The 21,286-nt window shown below is 71.4% G+C and carries 19 protein-coding genes and 3 tRNA genes; 12 read left to right on the top strand and 10 right to left on the bottom strand.

What is annotated here, in order from left to right; all coding sequences use genetic code 11:
• Positions 1–12 precede the first annotated feature (12 nt).
• The 3 genes from fabF to lipA all read left to right on the top strand — a co-directional run bounded on the left by fabF (position 13) and on the right by lipA (position 3,082).
• On the top strand, positions 13–1,254 hold the full coding sequence (gene fabF, locus GD632_RS10280) for a beta-ketoacyl-ACP synthase II (RefSeq protein ID WP_152191750.1): 1,242 nt from the start codon (positions 13–15) through the stop codon (positions 1,252–1,254).
• A 141-nt stretch (positions 1,255–1,395) separates the two neighbouring features.
• Positions 1,396–2,064: a lipoyl(octanoyl) transferase LipB gene (gene lipB, locus GD632_RS10275; RefSeq protein WP_452176653.1), complete on the top strand. Its 669-nt coding sequence runs from the start codon at positions 1,396–1,398 to the stop codon at positions 2,062–2,064.
• Between the two features lie 19 nt (positions 2,065–2,083).
• Positions 2,084–3,082 (top strand): lipoyl synthase, encoded by a 999-nt coding sequence (lipA, locus tag GD632_RS10270; RefSeq protein WP_152191746.1) that lies wholly within the window; start codon positions 2,084–2,086, stop codon positions 3,080–3,082.
• 35 nt (positions 3,083–3,117) lie between these two features.
• On the opposite strand, the gene GD632_RS10265 is transcribed toward lipA, so the two are convergent.
• The 3 genes from GD632_RS10265 to def all read right to left on the bottom strand — a co-directional run bounded on the left by GD632_RS10265 (position 3,118) and on the right by def (position 6,005).
• On the bottom strand, positions 3,118–3,618 hold the full coding sequence (locus GD632_RS10265) for a DUF3145 domain-containing protein (RefSeq protein WP_110850683.1): 501 nt from the start codon (positions 3,616–3,618) through the stop codon (positions 3,118–3,120).
• 149 nt (positions 3,619–3,767) lie between these two features.
• Positions 3,768–5,204 carry a dicarboxylate/amino acid:cation symporter gene (locus GD632_RS10260; protein WP_152191744.1) on the bottom strand — a complete coding sequence of 479 codons (1,437 nt, stop codon included), beginning with the start codon at positions 5,202–5,204 and terminating at the stop codon, positions 3,768–3,770.
• A 312-nt stretch (positions 5,205–5,516) separates the two neighbouring features.
• Positions 5,517–6,005: a peptide deformylase gene (def, locus tag GD632_RS10255; protein WP_152191742.1), complete on the bottom strand. Its 489-nt coding sequence runs from the start codon at positions 6,003–6,005 to the stop codon at positions 5,517–5,519.
• Positions 6,006–6,396: 391 nt separating this feature from the next.
• Between def and GD632_RS10250 the strand changes: the two genes are divergently transcribed.
• The 3 genes from GD632_RS10250 (at position 6,397) to GD632_RS10240 (ending at position 14,221) form a co-directional block, all read left to right on the top strand.
• Positions 6,397–9,768, top strand: coding sequence for an immunoglobulin-like domain-containing protein (locus GD632_RS10250; RefSeq protein ID WP_152191739.1), 3,372 nt, complete (start codon positions 6,397–6,399; stop codon positions 9,766–9,768).
• A gap of 177 nt (positions 9,769–9,945) precedes the next feature.
• Positions 9,946–13,953 carry an endo-1,4-beta-xylanase gene (locus tag GD632_RS10245; RefSeq protein ID WP_152191737.1) on the top strand — a complete coding sequence of 1,336 codons (4,008 nt, stop codon included), beginning with the start codon at positions 9,946–9,948 and terminating at the stop codon, positions 13,951–13,953.
• A 67-nt stretch (positions 13,954–14,020) separates the two neighbouring features.
• Positions 14,021–14,221, top strand: coding sequence for a hypothetical protein (locus GD632_RS10240; protein ID WP_152191735.1), 201 nt, complete (start codon positions 14,021–14,023; stop codon positions 14,219–14,221).
• Between the two features lie 23 nt (positions 14,222–14,244).
• On the opposite strand, the gene GD632_RS10235 is transcribed toward GD632_RS10240, so the two are convergent.
• The 4 genes from GD632_RS10235 to GD632_RS10220 all read right to left on the bottom strand — a co-directional run bounded on the left by GD632_RS10235 (position 14,245) and on the right by GD632_RS10220 (position 16,025).
• Positions 14,245–14,319, bottom strand: a tRNA-Asn gene (locus GD632_RS10235).
• Positions 14,320–14,391: 72 nt separating this feature from the next.
• Entirely contained in the window at positions 14,392–15,237 is an 846-nt protein-coding gene (locus GD632_RS10230) for an aldo/keto reductase (protein ID WP_152191936.1), read from the bottom strand.
• A 127-nt stretch (positions 15,238–15,364) separates the two neighbouring features.
• Positions 15,365–15,437: transfer RNA gene (locus GD632_RS10225), tRNA-Asn, on the bottom strand.
• Positions 15,438–15,518: 81 nt separating this feature from the next.
• Entirely contained in the window at positions 15,519–16,025 is a 507-nt protein-coding gene (locus GD632_RS10220; protein ID WP_226924796.1) for a hypothetical protein, read from the bottom strand.
• A gap of 65 nt (positions 16,026–16,090) precedes the next feature.
• Between GD632_RS10220 and GD632_RS10215 the strand changes: the two genes are divergently transcribed.
• Positions 16,091–16,164, top strand: a tRNA-Ile gene (locus tag GD632_RS10215).
• Between the two features lie 80 nt (positions 16,165–16,244).
• Here GD632_RS10215 and GD632_RS10210 read toward each other — a convergent pair.
• Entirely contained in the window at positions 16,245–17,456 is a 1,212-nt protein-coding gene (locus GD632_RS10210) for a tyrosine-type recombinase/integrase (RefSeq protein WP_193311438.1), read from the bottom strand.
• Positions 17,453–18,004 carry a hypothetical protein gene (locus GD632_RS10205; RefSeq protein WP_152191730.1) on the bottom strand — a complete coding sequence of 184 codons (552 nt, stop codon included), beginning with the start codon at positions 18,002–18,004 and terminating at the stop codon, positions 17,453–17,455. The genes GD632_RS10210 and GD632_RS10205 overlap by 4 nt, the downstream gene beginning before the upstream one ends.
• 36 nt (positions 18,005–18,040) lie before the next feature.
• On the opposite strand from GD632_RS10205, the gene GD632_RS16485 reads away from it, so the two are divergent.
• The 5 genes from GD632_RS16485 to GD632_RS10180 all read left to right on the top strand — a co-directional run bounded on the left by GD632_RS16485 (position 18,041) and on the right by GD632_RS10180 (position 20,977).
• Positions 18,041–18,370 (top strand): helix-turn-helix domain-containing protein, encoded by a 330-nt coding sequence (locus GD632_RS16485; protein ID WP_152191728.1) that lies wholly within the window; start codon positions 18,041–18,043, stop codon positions 18,368–18,370.
• Complete coding sequence (locus GD632_RS16020; protein ID WP_193311436.1) at positions 18,367–18,621, top strand: MerR family transcriptional regulator; 255 nt, start codon at positions 18,367–18,369, stop codon at positions 18,619–18,621. The genes GD632_RS16485 and GD632_RS16020 overlap by 4 nt, the downstream gene beginning before the upstream one ends.
• 11 nt (positions 18,622–18,632) lie before the next feature.
• Positions 18,633–18,992 (top strand): hypothetical protein, encoded by a 360-nt coding sequence (locus GD632_RS10190; RefSeq protein ID WP_152191725.1) that lies wholly within the window; start codon positions 18,633–18,635, stop codon positions 18,990–18,992.
• Positions 18,989–20,146 carry an AAA family ATPase gene (locus GD632_RS10185; protein ID WP_226924795.1) on the top strand — a complete coding sequence of 386 codons (1,158 nt, stop codon included), beginning with the start codon at positions 18,989–18,991 and terminating at the stop codon, positions 20,144–20,146. Before GD632_RS10190 ends, GD632_RS10185 begins: the two co-directional genes overlap by 4 nt.
• Before the next feature lie 387 nt (positions 20,147–20,533).
• On the top strand, positions 20,534–20,977 hold the full coding sequence (locus tag GD632_RS10180; protein WP_193311435.1) for a hypothetical protein: 444 nt from the start codon (positions 20,534–20,536) through the stop codon (positions 20,975–20,977).
• On the opposite strand, the gene GD632_RS10175 is transcribed toward GD632_RS10180, so the two are convergent.
• Positions 20,978–21,208 (bottom strand): hypothetical protein, encoded by a 231-nt coding sequence (locus GD632_RS10175; protein ID WP_152191723.1) that lies wholly within the window; start codon positions 21,206–21,208, stop codon positions 20,978–20,980.
• Positions 21,209–21,286: the final 78 nt, after the last annotated feature.

Below are 21,286 nucleotides of genomic sequence, written 5' to 3'. Positions count from 1 at the left end.
CGAGGAGCTGCCATGGCCACCACCACCGTCGTCGTCACCGGGCTCGGAGCCACCACGCCGCTGGGCGGCGACGTGTCCTCCACCTGGGCCGGTGCGCTCGCCGGACGCTCGGGTGTGCGCACCCTCGAGAACGACTGGTCCGAGCGCTACGAGATCCCGGTGACCTTCGCCGGCCAGCTCGCCGTGCCGGCCGCGGACGTCCTGGCGCGCAACGAGACCCGCAAGATGGACCCCAGCGCCCAGTACGCCGTCATCGCGACCCGTGAGGCGTGGGCCGACGCCGGTACCCCCGAGGTCGAGCCCGAGCGCCTCGGCGCCGTCGTCTCCTCCGGGATCGGCGGCGTGTGGACGCTGCTCGACGCCTGGGACACCGTCAAGGAGCGCGGCGCGCGTCGCGTCATGCCGCTGACCGTCCCCATGCTCATGCCCAACTCCCCCTCCGGCTACGTCTCCCTCGAGGTCGGCGCCCGGGCCGGGGCCCACGCCCCCGTCTCCGCCTGTGCCTCCGGCGCCGAGGCGATCGCCATGGGCGTGGAGATGATCCGCTCGGGCCGCGCCGACGTCGTCGTCGCCGGCGGCACCGAGGCCGCGATCCACCCGATGCCGCTCGCCGCCTTCGCCAAGATGCAGGCGCTGTCCACCCGCAACGACGACCCTGCCGGCGCCTCGCGCCCCTACGACGTGAGCCGCGACGGCTTCGTCATGGGTGAGGGTGCCGGGATCCTCGTCCTGGAGAGCGCGGAGCACGCCGCTGCCCGCGGCGCCCGCGTCTACGCCGAGATCTGCGGCGTCGGCATGACGTCCGACGCCTACGCCATCGCGCCGCCCGACCCGACCGGCCAGGGCCAGGAGCGCGCCATGCGTCTCGCCCTCGAGGACGCCGGGGCCACCGGCCGCGACGTCGTCCACGTCAACGCGCACGCGACGTCCACCCCCGTGGGTGACGGCATCGAGGCCGCCGCCATCCGCCGCGGCCTGGGCGCCGAGGCCGACCACGTGACGATCTCCGCGACGAAGTCGATGACCGGCCACCTCCTCGGTGGCGCCGGCGCGCTGGAGACGATCTTCACCGTCCTCGCGATCAAGGAGCGCACCGCTCCCCCGACGATCAACGTCACCGAGATGGACGCGGACCTGGAGATCGACCTCGTCCGCAACACCCCGCGCGACCTGCCCTCGGGCGACGTCGTCGCCGTCAACAACGCCTTCGGCTTCGGCGGCCACAACGTGGCGCTGGCCGTCCGCAACGCCTGACGCACCACCCCTCTCCCCGCCGAGTACGGACCCACGGTCATCGGGACGCCCCTGAGGGGCGGCCTGGTGGCCGTTGGTGCGTACCCGGGGGCGTGGAGCGGGTACGGTGGGTCCGTGGACATTGTTCGACTGCGTCTAGGAATGTCTCTCGTGGGCTTCCGTGAGGCGTGGGAGCTGCAGCGGGAGATCCACGACGACGTCGCTACCGGGCGCCGCCCGGACACCGTGCTGCTCCTCGAGCACGCGAGTGTCTACACCGCCGGACGGCGTACCGCGCGCTCGGACCGGCCCACCGACGGCAGTGACGTCGTCGAGGTCGACCGCGGCGGGCGCCTCACCTGGCACGGGCCCGGGCAGCTCGTCGTCTACCCCGTCGTGCGGCTCGCCGATCCCGTCGACGTCGTCGCCTACGTCCGTGCCCTGGAGCAGACCGTCATCGACCTCGCCGCCGAGTGGGGGGTGCGCGGGGTCCGTGTCCCGGGACGCTCCGGCGTCTGGGTGACGGGTGACCCCGACCGCAAGCTCGCCGCCGTCGGTGTCCGGGTCGCCCGCGGGGTCACCATGCACGGGGTGGCGGTCAACGCCGACGCCGACCTCGCCCCCTTCGCCACCATCGTCCCCTGCGGCATCACCGACGCCGGGGTCACGTCGCTGACGCGCGAGGCCGGTCGGAGGGTCACCGTGCTCGACGTCGCCGACTCGACGGCACACCACCTGCCCGCGGCCCTCGCGCCGTGTCTCGCCACGCCGCCCGACGACGGGCCCGCCCCGGCCGCCGTCGTCGTCCCGTCCGCAGTCCCTGCCCGGTAGCCAGCCCGAACGGAGAACCATGACGATCGCCCCCGAGGGCCGCCGGATGCTGCGGGTCGAGGCCCGCAACGCGCAGACCCCGATCGAGCGCAAGCCGCCGTGGATCAAGACCCGCGCCACCATGGGCCCGGAGTACCGGGACCTCAAGGAGCTCGTGCACGGCAACGGCCTGCACACGGTGTGCGAGGAGGCCGGTTGCCCGAACATCTTCGAGTGCTGGGAGGACCGCGAGGCGACCTTCCTCATCGGAGGTTCGCAGTGCACCCGCCGCTGCGACTTCTGCCAGATCGACACCGGCAGGCCCGATGCCCTCGACCGGATGGAGCCCGTCAAGGTCGCGCGTTCGGTCGCCACGATGGGCCTGCGGTACGCGACCGTGACCGGCGTGGCACGCGACGACCTCGACGACGGCGGCGCCTGGCTCTACGCCGAGACGGTGCGCCAGATCCACGCGCTCAACCCGGGCACCGGGGTGGAGCTGCTCATCCCGGACTTCGACGCCCGCCCCGAGCAGCTCGCCGAGGTCTTCTCCTCGCGCCCCGAGGTGCTGGCCCACAACATCGAGACGGTGCCGCGGGTCTTCCGCCGGATCCGCCCGGGCTTCCGGTACGAGCGCTCCCTGGGCGTGCTCCGGGCTGCGCGGGAGGACGGCTTCGTCACCAAGTCCAACCTCATGCTCGGCATGGGCGAGACCATGACCGAGGTCCTCGAGGCGATGGAGCTGCTCCGCGACGCCGGCTGTGACCTGCTGACGGTCAACCAGTACCTGCGTCCCTCGGTGCGCCACCACCCGGTGGAGCGCTGGGTGCGGCCGGAGGAGTTCGTCGACCTGTCCGAGGCCGCGGAGGAGATGGGCTTCCTCGGGGTGATGGCGGGGCCGCTCGTGCGCTCGTCCTACCGGGCCGGGCGGCTGTGGGGCACGGCGATGCGCCGGCGCGGCGAGCAGGTGCCGCCCTCCCTGGAGCACCTCCTCGAGCCGGCCCGGTCACGCCAGGAGGCGTCCGCGCTCATCCGCTGACCGCCTCGATCTCACCGCCCACCGCCCACGCGGGGTCAGCCGACGCGGTGGAGCCAGCGCACGGGGGCGCCGGCGCCGGCGTAGCGGAAGGGCTCGAGCTCGTCGTCCCAGGCCTGGCCGAGCGCCAGGTTCATCTCGTGGCGCATGCGGGCGGGGTCGGCGGCGAACTCGAGGGCCGCGCGGATGCGGTCCTCGGGCACGACGACGTTGCCGTGGGCGTCGGTCTGGGCATGGAAGATCCCCAGCTCGGGCGTGTGGGACCAGCGGCCGCCGTCGACGCCTGGCGCGGGGTCCTCGGTGATCTCGTAGCGCAGGTGGGTCCAGCCGCGCAGCGCCGAGGCGAGGCGCGCCCCGGTGCCGACGGGCCCGGCCCACGAGTACTCGGCGCGGAAGAGTCCGGGCGCGGCAGGCTGCTCCGTCCACTCCAGGGAGACGCGGCCGTCGAGGACCGTCCCTGCCGCCCACTCGATGTGGGGGCACAGCGCGCGGGGCGCAGAGTGCACGAAGATGACGCCGCGGGTGATGGCACCACTCATGTCGACCCTCCTGGTTCCGGTTGAGGTACGTCTTCCCCTACGACCTCAGTGCTGGAACCAGCGGCTCGTCACGATCACGACGTAACGGGTTCATCATGCCACACCGGCGCCGGGGCGGCCCGCGGCTGCGGACCGTCCCGGCGCTCGGCTCAGGCGCGCGTCGGCAGCGGCTCGGCGGCCTCGGGCCGCCCACTGACCTGCTCGGGCGCCTCGGCGGCGCGCTCCTCGTCCTCCTCCGAGAAGATGTTCTCGGCGTTGGCGGAGTTGTACCGCTCGAGGTCGAGGATGCCCTCGCGCTTGGCGACGACGGTCGGCACGAGCGCCTGGCCGGCGACGTTCGTCGCCGTGCGGCCCATGTCGAGGATCGGGTCGATGGCGAGGAGCAGGCCCACGCCCTCCAGCGGCAGACCCAGGGTCGACAACGTGAGGGTGAGCATGACGATCGCGCCGGTGAGGCCCGCCGTCGCGGCGGAACCGACGACGGACACGAACGCGATGAGGAGGTAGTCGGTGACGCCGAGCTCGAGCCCGAAGAATTGGGCGACGAAGATCGCGGCGAGGGCCGGGTAGATCGAGGCGCAGCCGTCCATCTTCGTCGTCGCACCCAGCGGCACGGCGAAGGAGGCGTAGGCCGGCGGGACGCCGAGGTTGCGCTCGGTCACCCGCTGGGTCAGCGGCAGCGTGCCGATGGAGGAGCGGGAGACGAAGGCCAGCTGGATGGCCGGCCACGCGCCACGGAAGAAGCGCATGACGCCGAGCCCGTTGGTCCGCAGGACGATCGGGTAGACGACGAGGAGCACGAGCGCCAGACCGATGTAGACGGCGCCGGCGAAGGTGCCGAGCGGCGCGAGCGCGTCCCAGCCGTAGGTGGCGATCGCGCGGCCGATGAGGCCGAGGGTGCCCAGCGGCGCGAGGCGGATGATCCACCACAGCACCTTCTGGATGATGGCGAGCAGGGAGCGGTTGACCGAGAGGAACGGCTCGGCCTTGTCGCCCACCTTGAGTGCGGCGATGCCGACGACGAGCGCCATGACGAGGATCTGCAGCACATTGAAGCTCAGCGAGCTGCCGACACCGAGGACGTCACCCGTCTCGCTCCGCTCGAGCGAGGCCGAGGTCTCCAGGCCGAGGAAGTTCACCGGCACGAGGCCGCTGAGGAAGTCGAGCCAGCTGCCGGAACGCCCGGGGTCGCTCGCGGCGTCGGCACCCACGGAGGTGTTGATGCCCGGCTGCATGAGCAGGCCGAGCCCGATGCCGATGACCACCGAGGCCGCCGCCGTGATGGCGAACCACAGGAGCGTCTGGCCGGCGAGGCGGGCCGCGTTGGCCACGCCGCGCAGGTTGGCGATCGAGGCGACGATCGCGGTGAAGACGAGCGGCGGGACGGTGGCGCGCAGCAGGCTGACGAAGGTCGAGCCGATCGTGCTGAGCGCGACGGTGAGCCCGTTGGGCTCCTCGTTCGGGCCCTCACCGATCGCGAGCGCCCACCACCCGAGCAGCACGCCCAGGACGAGGGCGGCCAGGATCTGGACGGTGAAGGACGGCGCCCGCAGACGCCGTCGGGTAGGTGCAGTGGACGTGGACATGACTGCCTTTCCGGGTACGCGAAGGTGACAGGGGTGACGGCGCGCGACAGGCGCGCGCGTCGACGCGGGTACTCGGACGCGTGCCGACACGGGTCGGCGAGATGTGGGTCGGCGTCGTTGCCGGGGGGCGTCCGGGGCTCAGGTCCCGCGGGTGCTCAGGGTCGACAACACAGCGCGCTGGCCTGACGACCGAGGTCGCAGTCGTAGCGCGCGGTGAGGCTAAAGAGGTTGAGCACGCACCCTCCCCAAGGTGAGGTCCGAGGGCCGGACCAGCGGCTTACCCTAACCGACGATCAGCGCCGGCGGAAGGGGTCAGAGCATCTCGCGGATCGCGCGCATCGCCTTCTTGCGCTGGGCCCGCTCGAGCCGGTCGATGTAGAGCATGCCGTCGAGGTGGTCGCACTCGTGCTGGAGGCAGCGGGCCATGAGCTCCTCACCCTCGACGACGACCGTCTTGCCGTCGAGGTCGGTGCCCTCGACGCGGGCGTACCAGGCGCGCTCGGTGGGGAACCACAGGCCCGGCACGGACAGGCAGCCCTCGTCGCCGTCCTGGTACTCCTCCTCGGAGACCTCGACGAGACGCGGGTTGAGGACGTAGCCGATCTCGTCGTCGATGTTCCACGAGAACGCGCGCAGGCTCACACCGATCTGGTTGGCGGCCAGTCCGGCGCGTCCTTCGGTGTCGACCGTCTCGAGGAGGTCCTCGACGAGCATCTTGACGCGGTCGTCGATGTCCGTGATCGGTTCGCACGGGGTGCGCAGGACGGGGTCACCCACGACGCGGATGTCACGCATAGCCATGGGGACCAGTTTCCCACGGTTCACCCAGTGCTCGGGATCACGCCCACCTGCGACCTCAGCCCTCCTGTGTGTGGACTTCTCGACGGAGGAGGTCGAAAAGTCCACACACACGACGGCGGCGGCGGCCGCGCGCACCCAAGCACCACCCGGCGTCCCGCTGCGGCGATCTCGGCCGTGGCGACCGCTGGCGGGTGGCCTCGCGGGCCGGCCGCTGACGGCGTCCTCTTCGTGGAAGCACCCTTGACACCCGCCGATGTGAGCGGCAACATCGCCGGTTCAGGCGCATTTCCACCGGTCCACGCCGACGCGGACCGGTCGCGCGCCGTGGTCGGGGGAAGCCTCCAGCCGCGCGCGCTTGCAGGCCCGATCACGACGAAGGAGTACGCGATCCATGACACCTGACCCGACCGCGACGAGACAGCGGCGAACGCGGCTGCTCGGCGCCATCACCGCCCTCACCGTGGGGATCGGCGGGCTCGGCAGCTCGGCAGCTGCGGGCTCCGTCTCCCCGGACGCGGAGCCCGACCTCGAGGGGCTGGTCCACCACTTCCGGCTGGACGAGACGAGCGGAACCGTCCTGGCGAACTCCGGCTCCGACGGGACACCCGCCACCCTGGTCAACGCGGACAAGGCCACGCTGACCGGTGAGGGGGTGCGGCTCAACCCGGACTCCTACGAGACCGCCCTCGAGGGCGCGTACGTCGAGCTGCCGGACGACCTCACCGCGGGGATGACCGACCTCACGGTCGACTACGACGTGTGGGTCGACCCCGCGAACGTCGGCCACCACCAGATCTGGAGCCTGGCCAGCAAGGCCGGCACCTGCGACGTCGACACCGGGCTCCAGGGCTCCATCTTCGCCTCCAACACCGCGGCGAACCGGCCCGGTGCCCGCTTCCGCGTCCAGGTCGGGAACCAGGCGTTGCACCAGGAGCGCCTCCGCGAAGGAGCCTGGAAGCACGTCACCTACACCCAGTCCCTCAACGAGGACGGCACCACCTGGACCGGGACGGTGTACGTCGACGGCGCCGAGCAGAGCCAGGTCACGGGCCTCACCACCCCGCCGTCGGTCAACGCAGCCGCCGGCACGAACTGCAACTTCCTCGGCCGTTCCCAGACGTCCGGGGACTACTCCTTCCGCGGGACCCTGCGCGACTTCCGCGTCTACGACCGCGCCGTCGACGCCGACGACGCCGCCGCCCTCGCGGCCGACACGGTCGCCACGGGCGCCCAGGAGGACGCGGACGCGCTCGACCTGGGCCTCACCGACGCGATCGTCCGCGACATCGTCCTGCCGAAGTTCGGCGCGGTGGCCGGGTCGACGATCACCTGGGAGTCCTCCGACCCGTCCGTCGTCGAGGTCGTCACCCCGCCGGCGAGCGCGCCGAAGGTCGACGTCACCGGCCGGGTCACCCGGCCCGCCGTCGGGGAGCCCGACGCCAGCGCGACGCTGACCGCGACCGTGCGCAAGGGCAGCGAGGTCGTCACCCGCGACATCGAGGTCACCGTCAAGGCCGAGTTCCAGGACTCACCGGCCGTCGAGCGCGACATCTACGACCTCGAGCTCTACGCGACCGACGACGTCCGCGGGCACATCACCCTGCCCGCGGAGGGCGAGTTCGGCTCGACCATCACGTGGGAGTCCAGCGTCCCCGAGGTCGTCAGCCCGACCGGTGAGGTGACCCGCCCGGCCTACGGCCACCCCGACGTCGACGTCACCCTCACCGCCACCGCCACCAAGGGCGAGGCGTCGGAGACGAAGACCTTCGAGGCCACGGTCAGGGCCATGCCCCGCGTCGAGGAGTACGAGCGCTACTTCCTCGGCTACTTCAAGGGCGAGCACCTGGCCGACGGCGAGCAGATCATGTTCGCGACGTCGAACGGCAACACCGCCCTCGACTGGACCGGCCTCACCGGGGGGCAGCCCTCGCTCATCTCCGAGCTGGGCGACCAGGGCCTGCGTGACCCCCACATCGTCCGCTCCCCCGACGGCGACACCTTCTACATGATCGCCACCGACCTCAACTGGTACGACCAGGGTGGGTACAACATCAACGACACCCAGTACATCGAGGTCTTCGAGTCCAACGACCTCGTTAACTGGACGCCGCAGCGGCACGTCAAGGTCGCCCCCGACGACGCCGGCAACGCCTTCGCGCCGGAGTCGCTGTGGGTGGAGGAGATCGGCGCCTACGCCGTCTTCTGGGCCCAGTCCCTGTGGGACGACCCGGTCAACCGCACCGGCCAGGGCAACGCGCAGATGTGGTACAACGTCACGCGCGACTTCCAGACCTTTTCCGAGCCGCAGGTGTGGCAGGACCCGTTCCCCCGGTCGTCGATCGACACGACCGCCCTCAAGGTGGGCGACTACTACTACCGGGTGACCAAGGACGAGGCGGGCAACGCCGGGTCCGACCTCTTCTCCGAGAAGCACACCGACTTCCTCGACAGCGACCTCGACAACTGGGAGCTGCTCGCCCCGGCGCTGGGCCGGACCACGTGGGACCCGAACCAGGGCTACGAGGGCCCGGTCCTCTTCCAGGCGAACCCCGGTGACACCGCGTGCCCGGGCGAGTTCTACCTGTGGGGCGACCGGTACACCAACGGCGGCGGCTACCAGGCCGCGTGCAGCGAGGACATCGAAGCCGAGACCTGGGACCCCAAGCAGATCACCATGACCAACGCCGGCGTGCCGCGACCCCGCCACGGCACCGTCATCCCGATCACCCTGCGGGAGTGGAACGACATCCGCGGCATCGAGAACGAGGACGTGCCGACGACGACGGAGCTCACCGTCGACGCCGAGGTGCAGGAGGGGCAGACCGCCACGGTCAGCGCCACCGTCACCGCGGAGGACACCTTCGAGACCGGTGGTGAGGTGACCTTCAGCGCCGGCTCGTGGACCGAGACGGTCCTCCTCGAGGACGGCGTCGCGACCGCGACGCTGCCGGCCGGCCTCGCGCCGGGCGAGCACACCGTCACCGCCGAGTTCCTCGGCTTCGACGTCCTCGAGGCCTCCGCGGACAGCGCGGTCGTCGTCGTCGTGCCCGCCCCCGAGGAGCCCACCGACCGCCGGAGCGCGGAGTTCCACCTGTCCAACTCGTGGCGCGGGTCGACCGACGTGTTCTTCACCTACGGCCGCTGGACCGACGCGGTCTACGTCGGCGACTGGAACGGGGACGGCAAGGACACCATCGCGGTGCGGCGCGGCAACCGGTTCCACGTGACCGACAGCCAGCGCGGCGGTGACGCCGACGTCGTCCTCACCTACGGCCGGCCCGACGACACCATCCTCGTCGGCGACTGGGACGGCAACGGCACCGACACCTTCGCCGTCCGTCGCGGGGCCGAGTACCACGTGAAGAACTCCCTGCGCGGCGGGGCCGCCGACGTCGTCTTCCGGTACGGCCGGGAGGCGGACCAGGTGCTCGTGGGCGACTGGGACGGGGACGGCACGGACACCTTCACGGTGCGCCGCGCCGCCACCTACCACGTGAAGAACTCCCTGCGTGGCGGCGACGCGGACGTCACCTTCCGGTACGGCCGGGCCGGGGACGTCACCCTGGCCGGGGACTGGGACGGCAACGGCACCGACACCTTCGCCGTCCAGCGTGGCCGCACGTACTACGTCAACAACGCCCTGCGGGGCGGGGACGCGGACACGGTGGTCACCTTCGGGCGCGCAGGAGACGAGGTCTACGTCGGCGACTGGGACGGCAACGGGACCGACACCCTCGGGATCCGCCGCCCCGCGGCAGGCTGAGACCGGGCGCTCCCCCGAGGGCGCCGACGAACGCAGGACGCCCGGCCGGAGCTGCTCCGGCCGGGCGTCCTGTGTGCTGCGGGCCGCCCTCGCCCCTCGACACCGTTATCGACAACGTTTTCGAACTCGGCTAGCGTGCTCCTCGGCACCACCTCGACCATCTGCGAAGGAGCAGAGATGACGCGGAACCGACCACGTTGGCGACCCCTGGGGGCCGGCCTGCTGGCCCTCACGATGACCGGAGGGGTCGCCGCCTCGGCAGCGCCGAGCCAGCCCTCCCCCGCGGCGGCGGGCGACCCCGTCGTCGTCGTGAGCACCGATTTCGAGGACGACTCGTGGGAGCCGTGGACGCCCAGCGGTGAGCCCACCCTGTCCGTCGTCGACGACCGCGACGGCGGCAAGGCCCTGCAGGTCGCGGGCCGGAGCGCCGACTACATCGGCATCCAGACGCCCGCCGGGCTGCTCGAGGAGGGTACGGAGTACACCTTCTCCATGCGCGCCCGGCTCGCGGAGGGCACGCCCGGGTCGGCCGGCGTGCGCTTCGTCATGAAGCCGGGATACACGTGGATCGGCAACACGACGATGACCGCCGACGCGTGGACCACCGTGACCGGCACCCTCACGGCGCCCGCGGACGGTCAGGTCTACATCGGCACCGCCGACCTGCCCGAGGGCCCCTACACCTACCTCGTCGACGACCTCCTCATCACGGTCGCACCCGACGACGGCGGGGAGTGGGAGCCGGCACCGGACCCGGACTTCGTCCCGGGCGGGGCGACGAACCCGGTCGAGGCGCAGGTGACGACGGCGCGTGGCACCGGTGACGTGGCCGCGCTGACCTTCGACGACGGCCCGAACCCGGGCGAGACCACGGACCTCCTCGACTTCCTCGCGGAGAACGACCTCACCGCGACGTTCTGCGTCATCGGCCAGAACATCCAGGCCGAGGGCGGCGCGGACCTCCTGCGCCGGATGGTCGCCGAGGGGCACACCCTGTGCAACCACACGACGAGCTACGCCGACATGGGTGCGTGGTCCCACGAGCAGGTCGAGGCGGACCTCAAGGAGAACCTCGCCATCATCCGGGAGGCGCTGGACGACCCGGACCACCCGGTCCCCTACTTCCGGGCGCCGAACGGCAGCTGGGGCGTCACGCCCGAGGTCGCCGTCGCCCTCGGGATGCAGCCGCTCGGTCTGGGCAACCTCATCTTCGACTGGGACGGCAACGACCTGTCCGAGGCGACGCTGACCGCGAACCTGCGCGCCGCCGTCACCCCTGGCGCCGTCGTCCTCGTCCACGACGGCGGAGGGAACCGGGCGAGCTCGGTCGCCGCGGTCCGCACCGTCGTCACCGAGAGGCTGGCCGAGGGCTTCACGTTCACGCTGCCCAGCGGCGGGCTGCTCGACCCCGTCGCCCCGCTCGACCTCACCTTCGACTTCGAGGACGGCCTGCAGGGCTGGACCCCGCGCGGTGACGCGGACGGGGACCCGACGGTGTCCGTCACGACCGCGGAGGCGCACGGCGGCGCACAGGCGGCGCTCGTCTCTGACCGTACCTCCCAGGGCGACGGCATCGGCCTCGACCTCACGGGGCGGGTCGAGACCGGCGTGACGTACGAGGTCACCGCGTGGGTGAAGATGGCCGCCGGTGAGGCCCCCGACGACATCTGGCTGAGCATGCAGCGCACCACCGCCGGGGCCGACGCCTTCGACACCGTCGCCCAGGTCCCCGGCGTCACGGCCGCGGAGTGGACGCAGGTGACGGCCACGTTCACCATGCCGGCCGCCGACAGCGCCCGGCTCTACTTCGAGACGAGCTACAACACCGGCAGCGACGGCGACTTCCTCGTCGACGACGTGACGATCCGCTCCCAGGACAGCACCGGGATCGAGGACCTCACCCCGCTCAGGGACACGGTGCCCTTCCCCGTGGGCGTGGCCATCGACCGCCGCGAGACCCTCGGCGACTCCGCGGCGCTCACCACCCGCCACTTCGACCAGGTGACCGGCGAGAACCACATGAAGCCGGAGGCCTGGTACGACGGGCGCACCTTCCGGATGCACCCCGAGGCCGCGGCGATCATGGACTTCGCCCAGGCCGAGGACCTCGACGTGTACGGCCACGTGCTCGTGTGGCACAGCCAGACCCCGGCCTGGTTCTTCCAGGACGCGGCCGGCGCGCCACTCACCACGAGCGCGGCGGACCAGCAGGTGCTGCGGGACCGGATGCGCGAGCACATCTTCTCCGTCGCCGAGACGATGAGTGAGCAGTACGGGCTGTTCGGCAGCGAGACCAACCCGCTCAACGCCTGGGACGTCGTCAACGAGGTCGTCTCCGACAGCGGCGAGTTTGCCGACGGGCTGCGCCGCAGCGAGTGGTACCGGGTCCTCGGCGAGGAGTTCATCGACCTTGCCTTCGAGTACGCGGACGAGGCGTTCAACGACGTCTACGCCGCGCCGGGCACCGACCGCCCGGTCACGCTGTTCATCAACGACTACAACACCGAGCAGTCAGGCAAGCAGACGCGGTACTTCGACCTCGTCGAGCGGCTGGTCGACCGCGGCGTGCCGATCGACGGCGTGGGCCACCAGTTCCACGTCAACCTCGCCGTGCCGGTCCAGGCGCTGGAGGACGCGATCGTCCGTTTCCAGGACACCGGGCTCGTCCAGGTGGTCACCGAGCTCGACGTCACCACCGGCACCCCCGTGACGCAGGCGCTGCTCGTCGAGCAGGGCTACTACTACCGCGACGCGTTCCGCGTGTTCCGGGAGTACGCCGAGGACCTGTACTCGGTGACGGTGTGGGGGCTCATCGACACCCGCAGCTGGCGCAACGACAACGGCGCGCCGCTGCTGTTCGACGGCGCCCTCCGCGCCAAGCCGGCGTACTACGGCGCCGTCGACAGCGAGGAGCTGCCGCCGCGCCAGCGCTCGGCGTTCGTCTTCGCCGGGGACGTCGCCCTCGACGACGACGCGTGGGACGCCGTCGAGTGGGCCCAGCTGCCCCTCCACACGGTCCAGGACGAGGCCCTCGACGAGCTGGCGGCGTTCCAGCTGCGCTGGGCGGAGGACCACCTCACGGTGCTCGCCGCCGTCACGGGCGATGCGGACGCGGTCGAGATCGTCGTCGGCGAGGATACCTACACCGTCGGGCGTGACGGCTCGGGCGACGTCGACGCCGTCACCGCCGACCTCGACGACGCCTGGCTCGCCGTCGTCCACGTCCCGCTCGACGGGGCGGGCGAGGGGGACATCGTCGGCTTCGACCTCCGGACCGTCGGTGACGACGGCACGGTCGGCTGGAGCTCCCCGGGCACGCTCGCGCAGCTCACGCTCGTCGAGCCGCTCTCCTACCTGGAGGTGGCCCCCGCCGAGGAGCTGCCGGACGTCGACGGGGAGGTCGACGACGTGTGGGAGTCGGCGAACGTCGTCACCACCGGCAAGCAGACCTTCCTCTCCGCGGGGACGGGCGCGGACGAGGCGGCGACGGCGCAGGTCCGCACCCTGTGGGACGACAGCACGCTCTACGTCCTCATGGAGGTGACCGACGACGAGCTGAACGCCGAGCACAGCGACCCGTGGGCGCAGGACTCGGTGGAGATCTACGTCGACGCGGGCAACTACAAGAACGGCCCGTACCGCTACGACGACACGCAGATCCGGGTCAGCTACGAGAACGTCGTGTCCTTCGGCACCGGCGACGAGGCGTTCCAGGCGAACCGCGTGGAGAGCGCAACGTCGGTGACCGAGGACGGGTACGTCGTCGAGGTGGCGATCAGCCTCCTCGAGGAGGGCGGCCTCGGCACGTTCCACGGCCTGGACTTCCAGGTCAACGACGCGAGCACCCTCGACGGCGTCGCGACCCGCACCGCGATCCGCAACTGGGCCGACCCGACCGGGCTCGGCTACCAGAGCACGGCCCGGTGGGGCGTGGGCCAGCTCGTGGACGCGGCCGAGGAGCCGACCACGCCGCCCACGGAGGAGCCGACGGAGCCGCCGACCGGTTCCCCGGCCCCGACGGACGGGCCGACCGACGGGGCCACGCCGCCGGCGGGCGGGTCGGACGGTCCGGGCCGCGGCGGCCTGCCCGTCACGGGTGTCGAGCTCACCGTCCTGCTGCTCGCGCTGCTCCTGGTGGCGGGCGGTGGTGGGCTCGTCGTCCGCCGTCGGATGACCACCGGCTGACCGGCTGGGTGAGGAGGGGCCCCGGCAGGCGATCGCCTGGCGGGGCCCCTCCGTGCACACCGGACCCATGCCGTACGGGCTCTGCTGGGGCGCACCGTGGTCGGAGGTCGAGGCGGCCTGGGGCCCTCCGGCACGCCAGCTCGACCAGACGCTGGACCAGAGATTCTCGGTCGTCTACGAGGGCCTGTCCGAGAACTGCTCGACCGTCTCTCTCGACTTCACGGCCGACACCGGCCAGCTCGTCCAAGCCACGTCCACGGCTGACTGAACGTCTCCCGAAGGAGGCTCGGCTGGCTCCCGCGGCTGGATTCGAACCAGCAACCGTCCGATTAACAGTCGGATGCTCTGCCGTTGAGCTACGCGGGACTGCGGGGACGATGCTACCAGGGACGGGGCGCCGCCCCGCCGTCGTCATCACGACGGCGGGGCCCGCGCTGCCTAGCCGAGCCGCACGCCGCCCAGCTTCTTGGCCACCTTGGGGTCGTGGTGGTCCAGGGCGATGGAGCGGCCGGTCTCGAGCCCGGCGATCCGGCCCATCTCCTCCTCGCTCAGCTCGAAGTCGAAGATGTCGATGTTCTCCGCCATGCGCTCGGGGCGCACGGACTTGGGGATGACGACGACGTCGCGCTGGACGAGCCAACGCAGCGTCACCTGCGCGACGGTCTTGCCGTGCGCCTCGCCGATCGCGGTGAGGGTGGGGTTGGAGAAGATGTCGTTCTTGCCCTCGGCGAGCGGCCCCCACGACTCGATCTGCACGCCGAGCCCGGCCATGACCTCCTGGTCGGTGGTGCGCTGGTAGAAGGGGTGGGTCTCGACCTGGTTGACGGCCGGGACAACGTCGGCGTGCTGGACGAGGTCGACGAGGCGGTCGGGGAAGAAGTTCGAGACGCCGATCGCGCGGGCGGTGCCCTCGCGGTGCAGCTCGGACATCGCGCGCCAGAAGGAGTAGTAGTCGCCGAAGGGCTGGTGGATGAGGTAGAGGTCGAGGTAGTCGAGGCCGAGCTTCTCGAGGGAGGTCGCGAAGGCGCGGCGGGTGCCCTCCTCACCGCCGTCGTGGTTCCACAGCTTGGTCGTGATGAACAGCTCCTCGCGCGGGATCCCGCTGGCGGCGACCGCGCGGCCCACGGCCTCCTCGTTGCGGTACCCGGCCGCGGTGTCGAGGTGGCGGTAGCCGGCGGCGAGCGCGTCGGTGACGACCCGCTCGGTCTCCTCCGGCGGCACCTGGAAGACACCGAAGCCGAGGACGGGCATCGTCGTGCCGGTGTTGAGCGTGACGGTGGGGATCTGGGTCATGCGGGGTGCCTCCCGGTGGGTGGGTGCTGGGCCCTGCCATGGTGCGCGCCGCAGCGCCCGCCCGCGAGCGCGGGAAGCACAAAGGCCCGGGACCGCGTGCGGTTCCGGGCCTTGCCTGCTCCCGCGACTGGACTCGAACCAGTAACCGTCCGATTAACAGTCGGATGCTCTGCCAATTGAGCTACGCGGGATCGTGCGGCTCGACTCTAACAGGACGACGGCGTGATCCGGGAGCCGCCGGCGGGCGCCCCGGCTGTGAGGTGGGCCGCACTTCAGCCGGTGAGACCGACCGCCTCACGGACCCGGCGCTCGAGAGCGTCGATCTCGCGGTCGGCGTCCTCGCCGCGGGGCAGCGGACCGAAGGCGGTGACCTGCGAGTACAGGCTCCCGTCCTCGCGACGGCGGACGATCGCCCGCACGCGGGTGCCACCCACCTCGATCGTCTCGTGGTGGACGACGGAGGCCTGGACGCGTTCCCGCAGGGCGGAGGTGAGGACCTCGACGTCGTCGGACTCGAGGACGAGCACCTGGTCCCGGCGCTCCCGGTCGGCCCAGGTGATCGTGAAGGTGCGGGTGTCCCCGTCCCACGAGCCGTTCTCGATCTCGTGCCACGCGGTGCGCTGCCCCAGCCCGTCCTCACCGACGACGATCAGCGCGTCACGGGCGACGACGGCGAAGGAGCCGTTGGTCATCGCGGCGAAGGCGAGCGGCCGGTCACCCCTGGGCAGGTGCGCGGCGACGGCGTCGGGCAGGCGAGCGGAGCGACGGAAGATCGGCACGCCCTCACGGTATCCCGACGGCTGCCCGCTAGGATTGCCGGGCCGTGGCGGCCCGGGTCGCCCGCGCCCCAGTAGCTCAGCCGGTCAGAGCAGCGGACTCATAATCCGTCGGTCGTGGGTTCAAGCCCCACCTGGGGCACCGCATAACCGCAGTTGAGGGCGTTGTAACCCTCACTGTTCGCCGGAACAGGCCGTTCTGTCCCCCAGTCCGTCCCCCAGTCACTGTGGGACCGCCCCTGCGCCCCCCAACGCCGCCGCGAAACTGGCCGCTGCCAGCGCCTGCTGATCCGGCATGACGTGGCTGTAGTAGTTCAGCGTCACCGTGGCCGACGCGTGTCCCAGGCGTTCCTGAACCACGTTCACCGGCACCCCGGCCTTCAGCAGGATGGTGGCGTGCGTGTGCCGCAGCCCGTGAAGCGTGATCGTCGGCAGTCCGGAGGTCACCAGCATGGCGTCGAACGTCCCCGACACAGTGTCGGGGTGCGGCGGCTGCCCGTCCTCCGTCGTGAACACCAGCCCGTGGCCAGGCCACGGCCCCGGGAACGCCATGCGCTCCTCGGCCTGACGCTTCCGCCACGCCCTGAGCACCGCCACCGTGTCCTGGCCCAGGGCGATGCCTCGGCCCTTGCCGGACTTCGGCTCACCGACGATGACCACGGTTCCCGGCTCGCCGTCCGCGCGCGCCGCGCTCGTCCTCGTCTGGCGCACGGCTAGGGTCGCGCCCTCCAGGTCCACGTCCTCCCACCGCAGCCCGCACAGTTCCCCGCGCCGCATCCCGGTGTGCGCCGCCAGGTGCAGCAGCGGGAACAGTCGGTGGTCCTCGGCACCGCCCAGGAACGCCTGCAACTGGACCTCGGTCCAGTAGCGCAGCTTCGACCCACCGGGGCGGGTCTGCTTGGGCCTCTGGATGGTGGGCACCTGCCGGGCCGGGCTGACGGCGATCATGCCCAGTTCCACGGCGTCACGGAACGCCCGCGAGACGGTGGCGTGGACGCGCGCCACGGTGGCCGGTGCGAGCGCCTTGCCGCCCTTGCCGCCCGACTTCCGCAGCTGGGCATAGAACGCTCCGAGGTCCTGGCCGGTCACCTGGTCCAGGCGGCGCACCCCCAGGCTGGGGACGATGTAGGCGCGGACGTGCAGCCGGTAGGACGCCACGGTGGTGTCCCGCAGCCCGTCCAGGCTCGGCAGCCACCGCTCCTCCAGGTACTCGCGGACCGTCAGGCGCTCGGTGGAGGGCTTCCACGTCTTGTTGTCCTGAGCCGTGAGCGCGGCCCGTAGGGCACGCTTGGCCGTCGCCTCGGTCTTGCAGCCGGGCAGCCACCGTTCCTTCCGCACCCCGGCGTCGTCGTAGTAGCGGACGACCGGGAACCACGGCAGCGCCCGCCCCTCCTTCTTCCTGATGGTCCCGCTGGGACCCCTTCCCTGGCTCATGCCTGGCCCTTCCGCTCGTCTCGCGCACGTCCGACGCCGTTCAGCAGGCCCGGCCCGTGCTCGCGGTCCCATGCCCGCGTCCTGTCGATCCGCTTCCTGTACGTCGCTTCGGTGAAGCCCGGTTCCAATTCCCTGAGGGCCTGGAGCATCGGCCTGCGCTCGTCCCACGCCTGCCGCATCGCCACCGCTCGCCGGTGCCAGGCAGCGTCATCCCGCGGAACACCTCGCGCGCCCTCGGGCGCTCTGCCTTGGTCGTAGGCGGGCACCTGCCGGGAGGCGCGCCGCCCGACCTCGCCACCCATGCGAGCCGTGCGCCGCACCTTCTCGGCCCTGACCTCGCGCCAGCGCCGGACCTCCGCCTCTACCTGGCGGACCACCGTGGACGTAATGCGGCCCCGCCCGTGACTGTCCATCGTGAGCGCTGAGCACTCCACCCGGCCGCCGATCACGGTCCACTGGCCTTCGACGTCCCAGGCGACCCCTGAGGCATCGGACCACTGAAACGAGAACGGCCCAGCAGGCCCATCCTTCTGCCTTTCAGTACGCATACAGACAGCATACGGTCCAATAGCGGTCCTGCCAAGATGCGTACCGATTGCGTACCGCTTGGCTGGCGGCCTGACGTGTCGGTACGCATGTGGTCCCGATGCGGACAGACCTGCCCTAGCGTCGGTGCCATGGAGAACCCCACGACGGACCTGCTGGCGCTGAAGCGCGTGCGCGCCCTGGTCCGGTCCGGCTCAGCACGCGCCGTCCGCATCGGTGCTGGTCTTACCCGAACGGAGGTGGCTCGCGCCGCGAAGGTCTCGGCACGGTCCCTTGCTCGGTGGGAGTCGGGCGAACGCCTACCCCACGGCGCCGCCGCTCTCCGGTACGGGGCCATCCTGGACAGCCTCATGGACGAGCACCGATGAGTGCCGCCCCGTCTGTCGCGGACCTGCGCCGCGTCACCACGACGACGATCACCACCGCCGGGGCCTTCCTCGGCATGAGCAAGTCGGCCGCCTACCGCGCCGCCGACGCCGGGGACCTTCCCACCATCCAGGTGAGTGGCCACCGCCGCGTTCCCACCCCCCTACTGCTCGGCCTCGTCGGCCTGCCCTACGAAGTCGGCGCCCTCCCAACCACGACAGGCCCTCACATCACCCAGGAAGTGACGAGCTGAGGGAAGTCAGCATGAGCAAGCAGCATGCCCCCATGCGGGTCAGCACCACCATCTACCTGCCCCTGCGCCCCGAGCGCGGCGGCCGCCTCAGCCTGGAGAACGTCCGGCGCGCCCGGTGGAACCTTACCGAGGGCAGCACCGTCCGCCTCTCCATCTACGGCCTGGGCTCCTGGGAGGCGGGCGTCCCTGAACTGATCGGGCGCCGCCTGGCCGAGTCCGGCGTGACAGCCGTCGAAGTCCAGGCGAGCACCAGCCCTCGGACCCTCGCCGCGTTCGAGCAGGCCATCCTTTCGGCCTCCGAGGCGTACTGGGAGAGCATCGCCCAGGCCACCGCGTCCGGGAAGTACGCGACGGCGGGAGACCTCCCGTGAGCGTCAGCTACGACAACGACACGGCCACCTGGTGCGACCAGCACGCCGTCGTCCGCATCGACTGTGGGTGCGCTGTTCCCCTGAACAGCAGCGGTGATGCTCGTCCCGCCATCCTCCAGCGCATCCGGTCCGGCGCGTGGCTGGACGCCCAGAAGTTCCCGCCGCTCGCATGGGCGGTCCACGGCCTCATCCCCGAGGGCTTCGGCCTGTTCACCGGCCCACCGAAGGCCGGAAAGTCATGGGCAACCCTCGGCATCGCCCTGGCCGTCGCCGCAGGTGGACGCGCGTTCGGAAAGGTGCCCACCGGGGAGCCGCGCCCCGTGCTGCTGCTCGCCCTGGAGGACGGCGACCGTCGCTTGCAGGGACGCGCCCGCACCCTGCTGAAGGGCGCCGACAGCATCCCCCAGGCCCTGCACTACGTCACCGAGGCCACCCCGAACGAGGTGCTCGACCTCATCGCCGCATGGCTCAGCGTCTACGGGAGCCAGCGGCCCCTGGTCATCCTGGACACCCTCGGCAAGGTCATGCCCCAAGCCCACCCCGGCGAAGGCGCGTACCAGCGGGACTACCGCGTGGGCAGTGGCCTGAAGCGCCTCGTAGACGCGCACCCCGGCGCGTGCCTGCTCGTCGTCCACCACACCCGCAAAGCAGGGTCCGAGGACTGGATGGACTCCACCAGCGGCACCAACGGCCTGAACGGCGCAGCTGACTTCACCCTCAGCCTCTCCAGGAACCGCAACGAGGGAGACGGCATCCTCCGCGTCACCGGACGCGACGTGCCCGAAGGCGAGTACGCCGCCCGTGTAGACGACGGCACCTGGACCCTCACCGGCGACACCCTCGCAGACGCCGCCCGAGCCGCACAGCAGACCCGCGCCACCGAGAACCTAGGTGACCGCTCCGCACAGATCGTCGCCATCGTCGGCGACCACCCCGAGGGCATCGCACCGGCAGCCGTCGCCACCATGCTCGCCATCAGTGGCAAGGACGCAGGCCAGTACCTCGGACGCCTTGCCGATAAAGGACGCATCAGGAAGGCCGGCCGAGGCCTCTACACCCCTGTCGAAAGTGTCGAAAGTGTCGAAACCGAAGAACCCGGATACGACACACCACCGCTCCCTTTCGACACAACAAAGGTGGGGAATCCCCAGTGACCTGCGCTTTCGACACTTTCGACACATTCGACACCCACCCCAGGAAGGACAGGGAGATGACCACCAGCACAGCGCGGACCGTCGCTGTCTCGCCGTGGCCCTGGCGTCGTGGAGGGATGCCGCACGCGTGCGTGGACCTCCTCGCGCTAGTGGCTGCTCGTCAGGACGCCGTGGCCGCCAGGCTCAACGCGCTGGAGGCCACGCCCACGGATTACCAATCCGTCCCGGCCTCTCGTCAGCCCGCTGACCTGCAAGGACGCGGGACTGTCCCCCACCTGTCCCCCAGCGTGGAGGGCCTGAGCACCACTGGAGGCCGCCGTGGCTGACGCGTCGGAGGGCTGGGTCCCGGCGTTCCCGGGCCAGCGCCCACCGTTCCAGAAGGGCCACATGCTCACCGTGACGCACGGGGCGCAGTCGGACCGGCTGGTGAGGCCCCGCGCCCTGGAGATTGCCACTGACCTGGCCGAGGACGACGCCCTTCCCGCGTACCTCGCTGAGCGGTCATACCGCCCGGCGCTGATGGCCTATGCCACGACGCTGGCCCGCATCGAGCGGGTGGAGTCGTGGCTGGAGCGCACGGTCCCTGAGCACGGTGTCCCTGAACTGGACGGGGAGGGGGCTGTGAGGGGCGCGACGAAGCTGCTGGAGCGGCTGGAGCGGAGCGCGGACAGGCAGCGGCAGGAGTTGGGCCTGACGCCTCTCAGTAGGGCGCGTCTGGGCCGTGATGTGGCGGTGCAGCAGGTGTCGCTGCTCCAGGTGTGGGAGGCCGAGGACAGGGCGCGTGAGGCGCAGCAGGACGACGACGTGGAGGTGGAAACCGATGGTGAGTAGTCAGCCCGCGAGGGTGGCCCAGATGAGGCCGACGGTGGCGAGGGCGAGGACGACCGTGGCAGCGGAGAGGACCCATGTAGCGATGGCGACCTGGCGCGCCTGCGCCTTGGCGACCTCGCTGTACTCGCGGCGGTCGTGGAAGTCTCTATCGGTCCGCATGGCGTTGGCGTGGGCGAACAGGTGGGTGGACAGGTCTCGGAGGAGTCCGAGGTGCTCGTCGGCTGCCCGCATCCGCACAGGGTCACCGCTCTTGCGCGCGGCTTCGCGGGCTTTCAACGCGTCGGCAATCTTCCCGTTGAGGTTGTCGAG

Origin of the sequence: Georgenia satyanarayanai (assembly GCF_009193135.1) — a bacterium.
GTDB lineage: Bacteria > Actinomycetota > Actinomycetes > Actinomycetales > Actinomycetaceae > Oceanitalea > Oceanitalea satyanarayanai.
The sequence above is the reverse complement of the archived record's forward strand: the minus strand, read 5'-3'. Positions and strand labels throughout refer to the sequence as shown.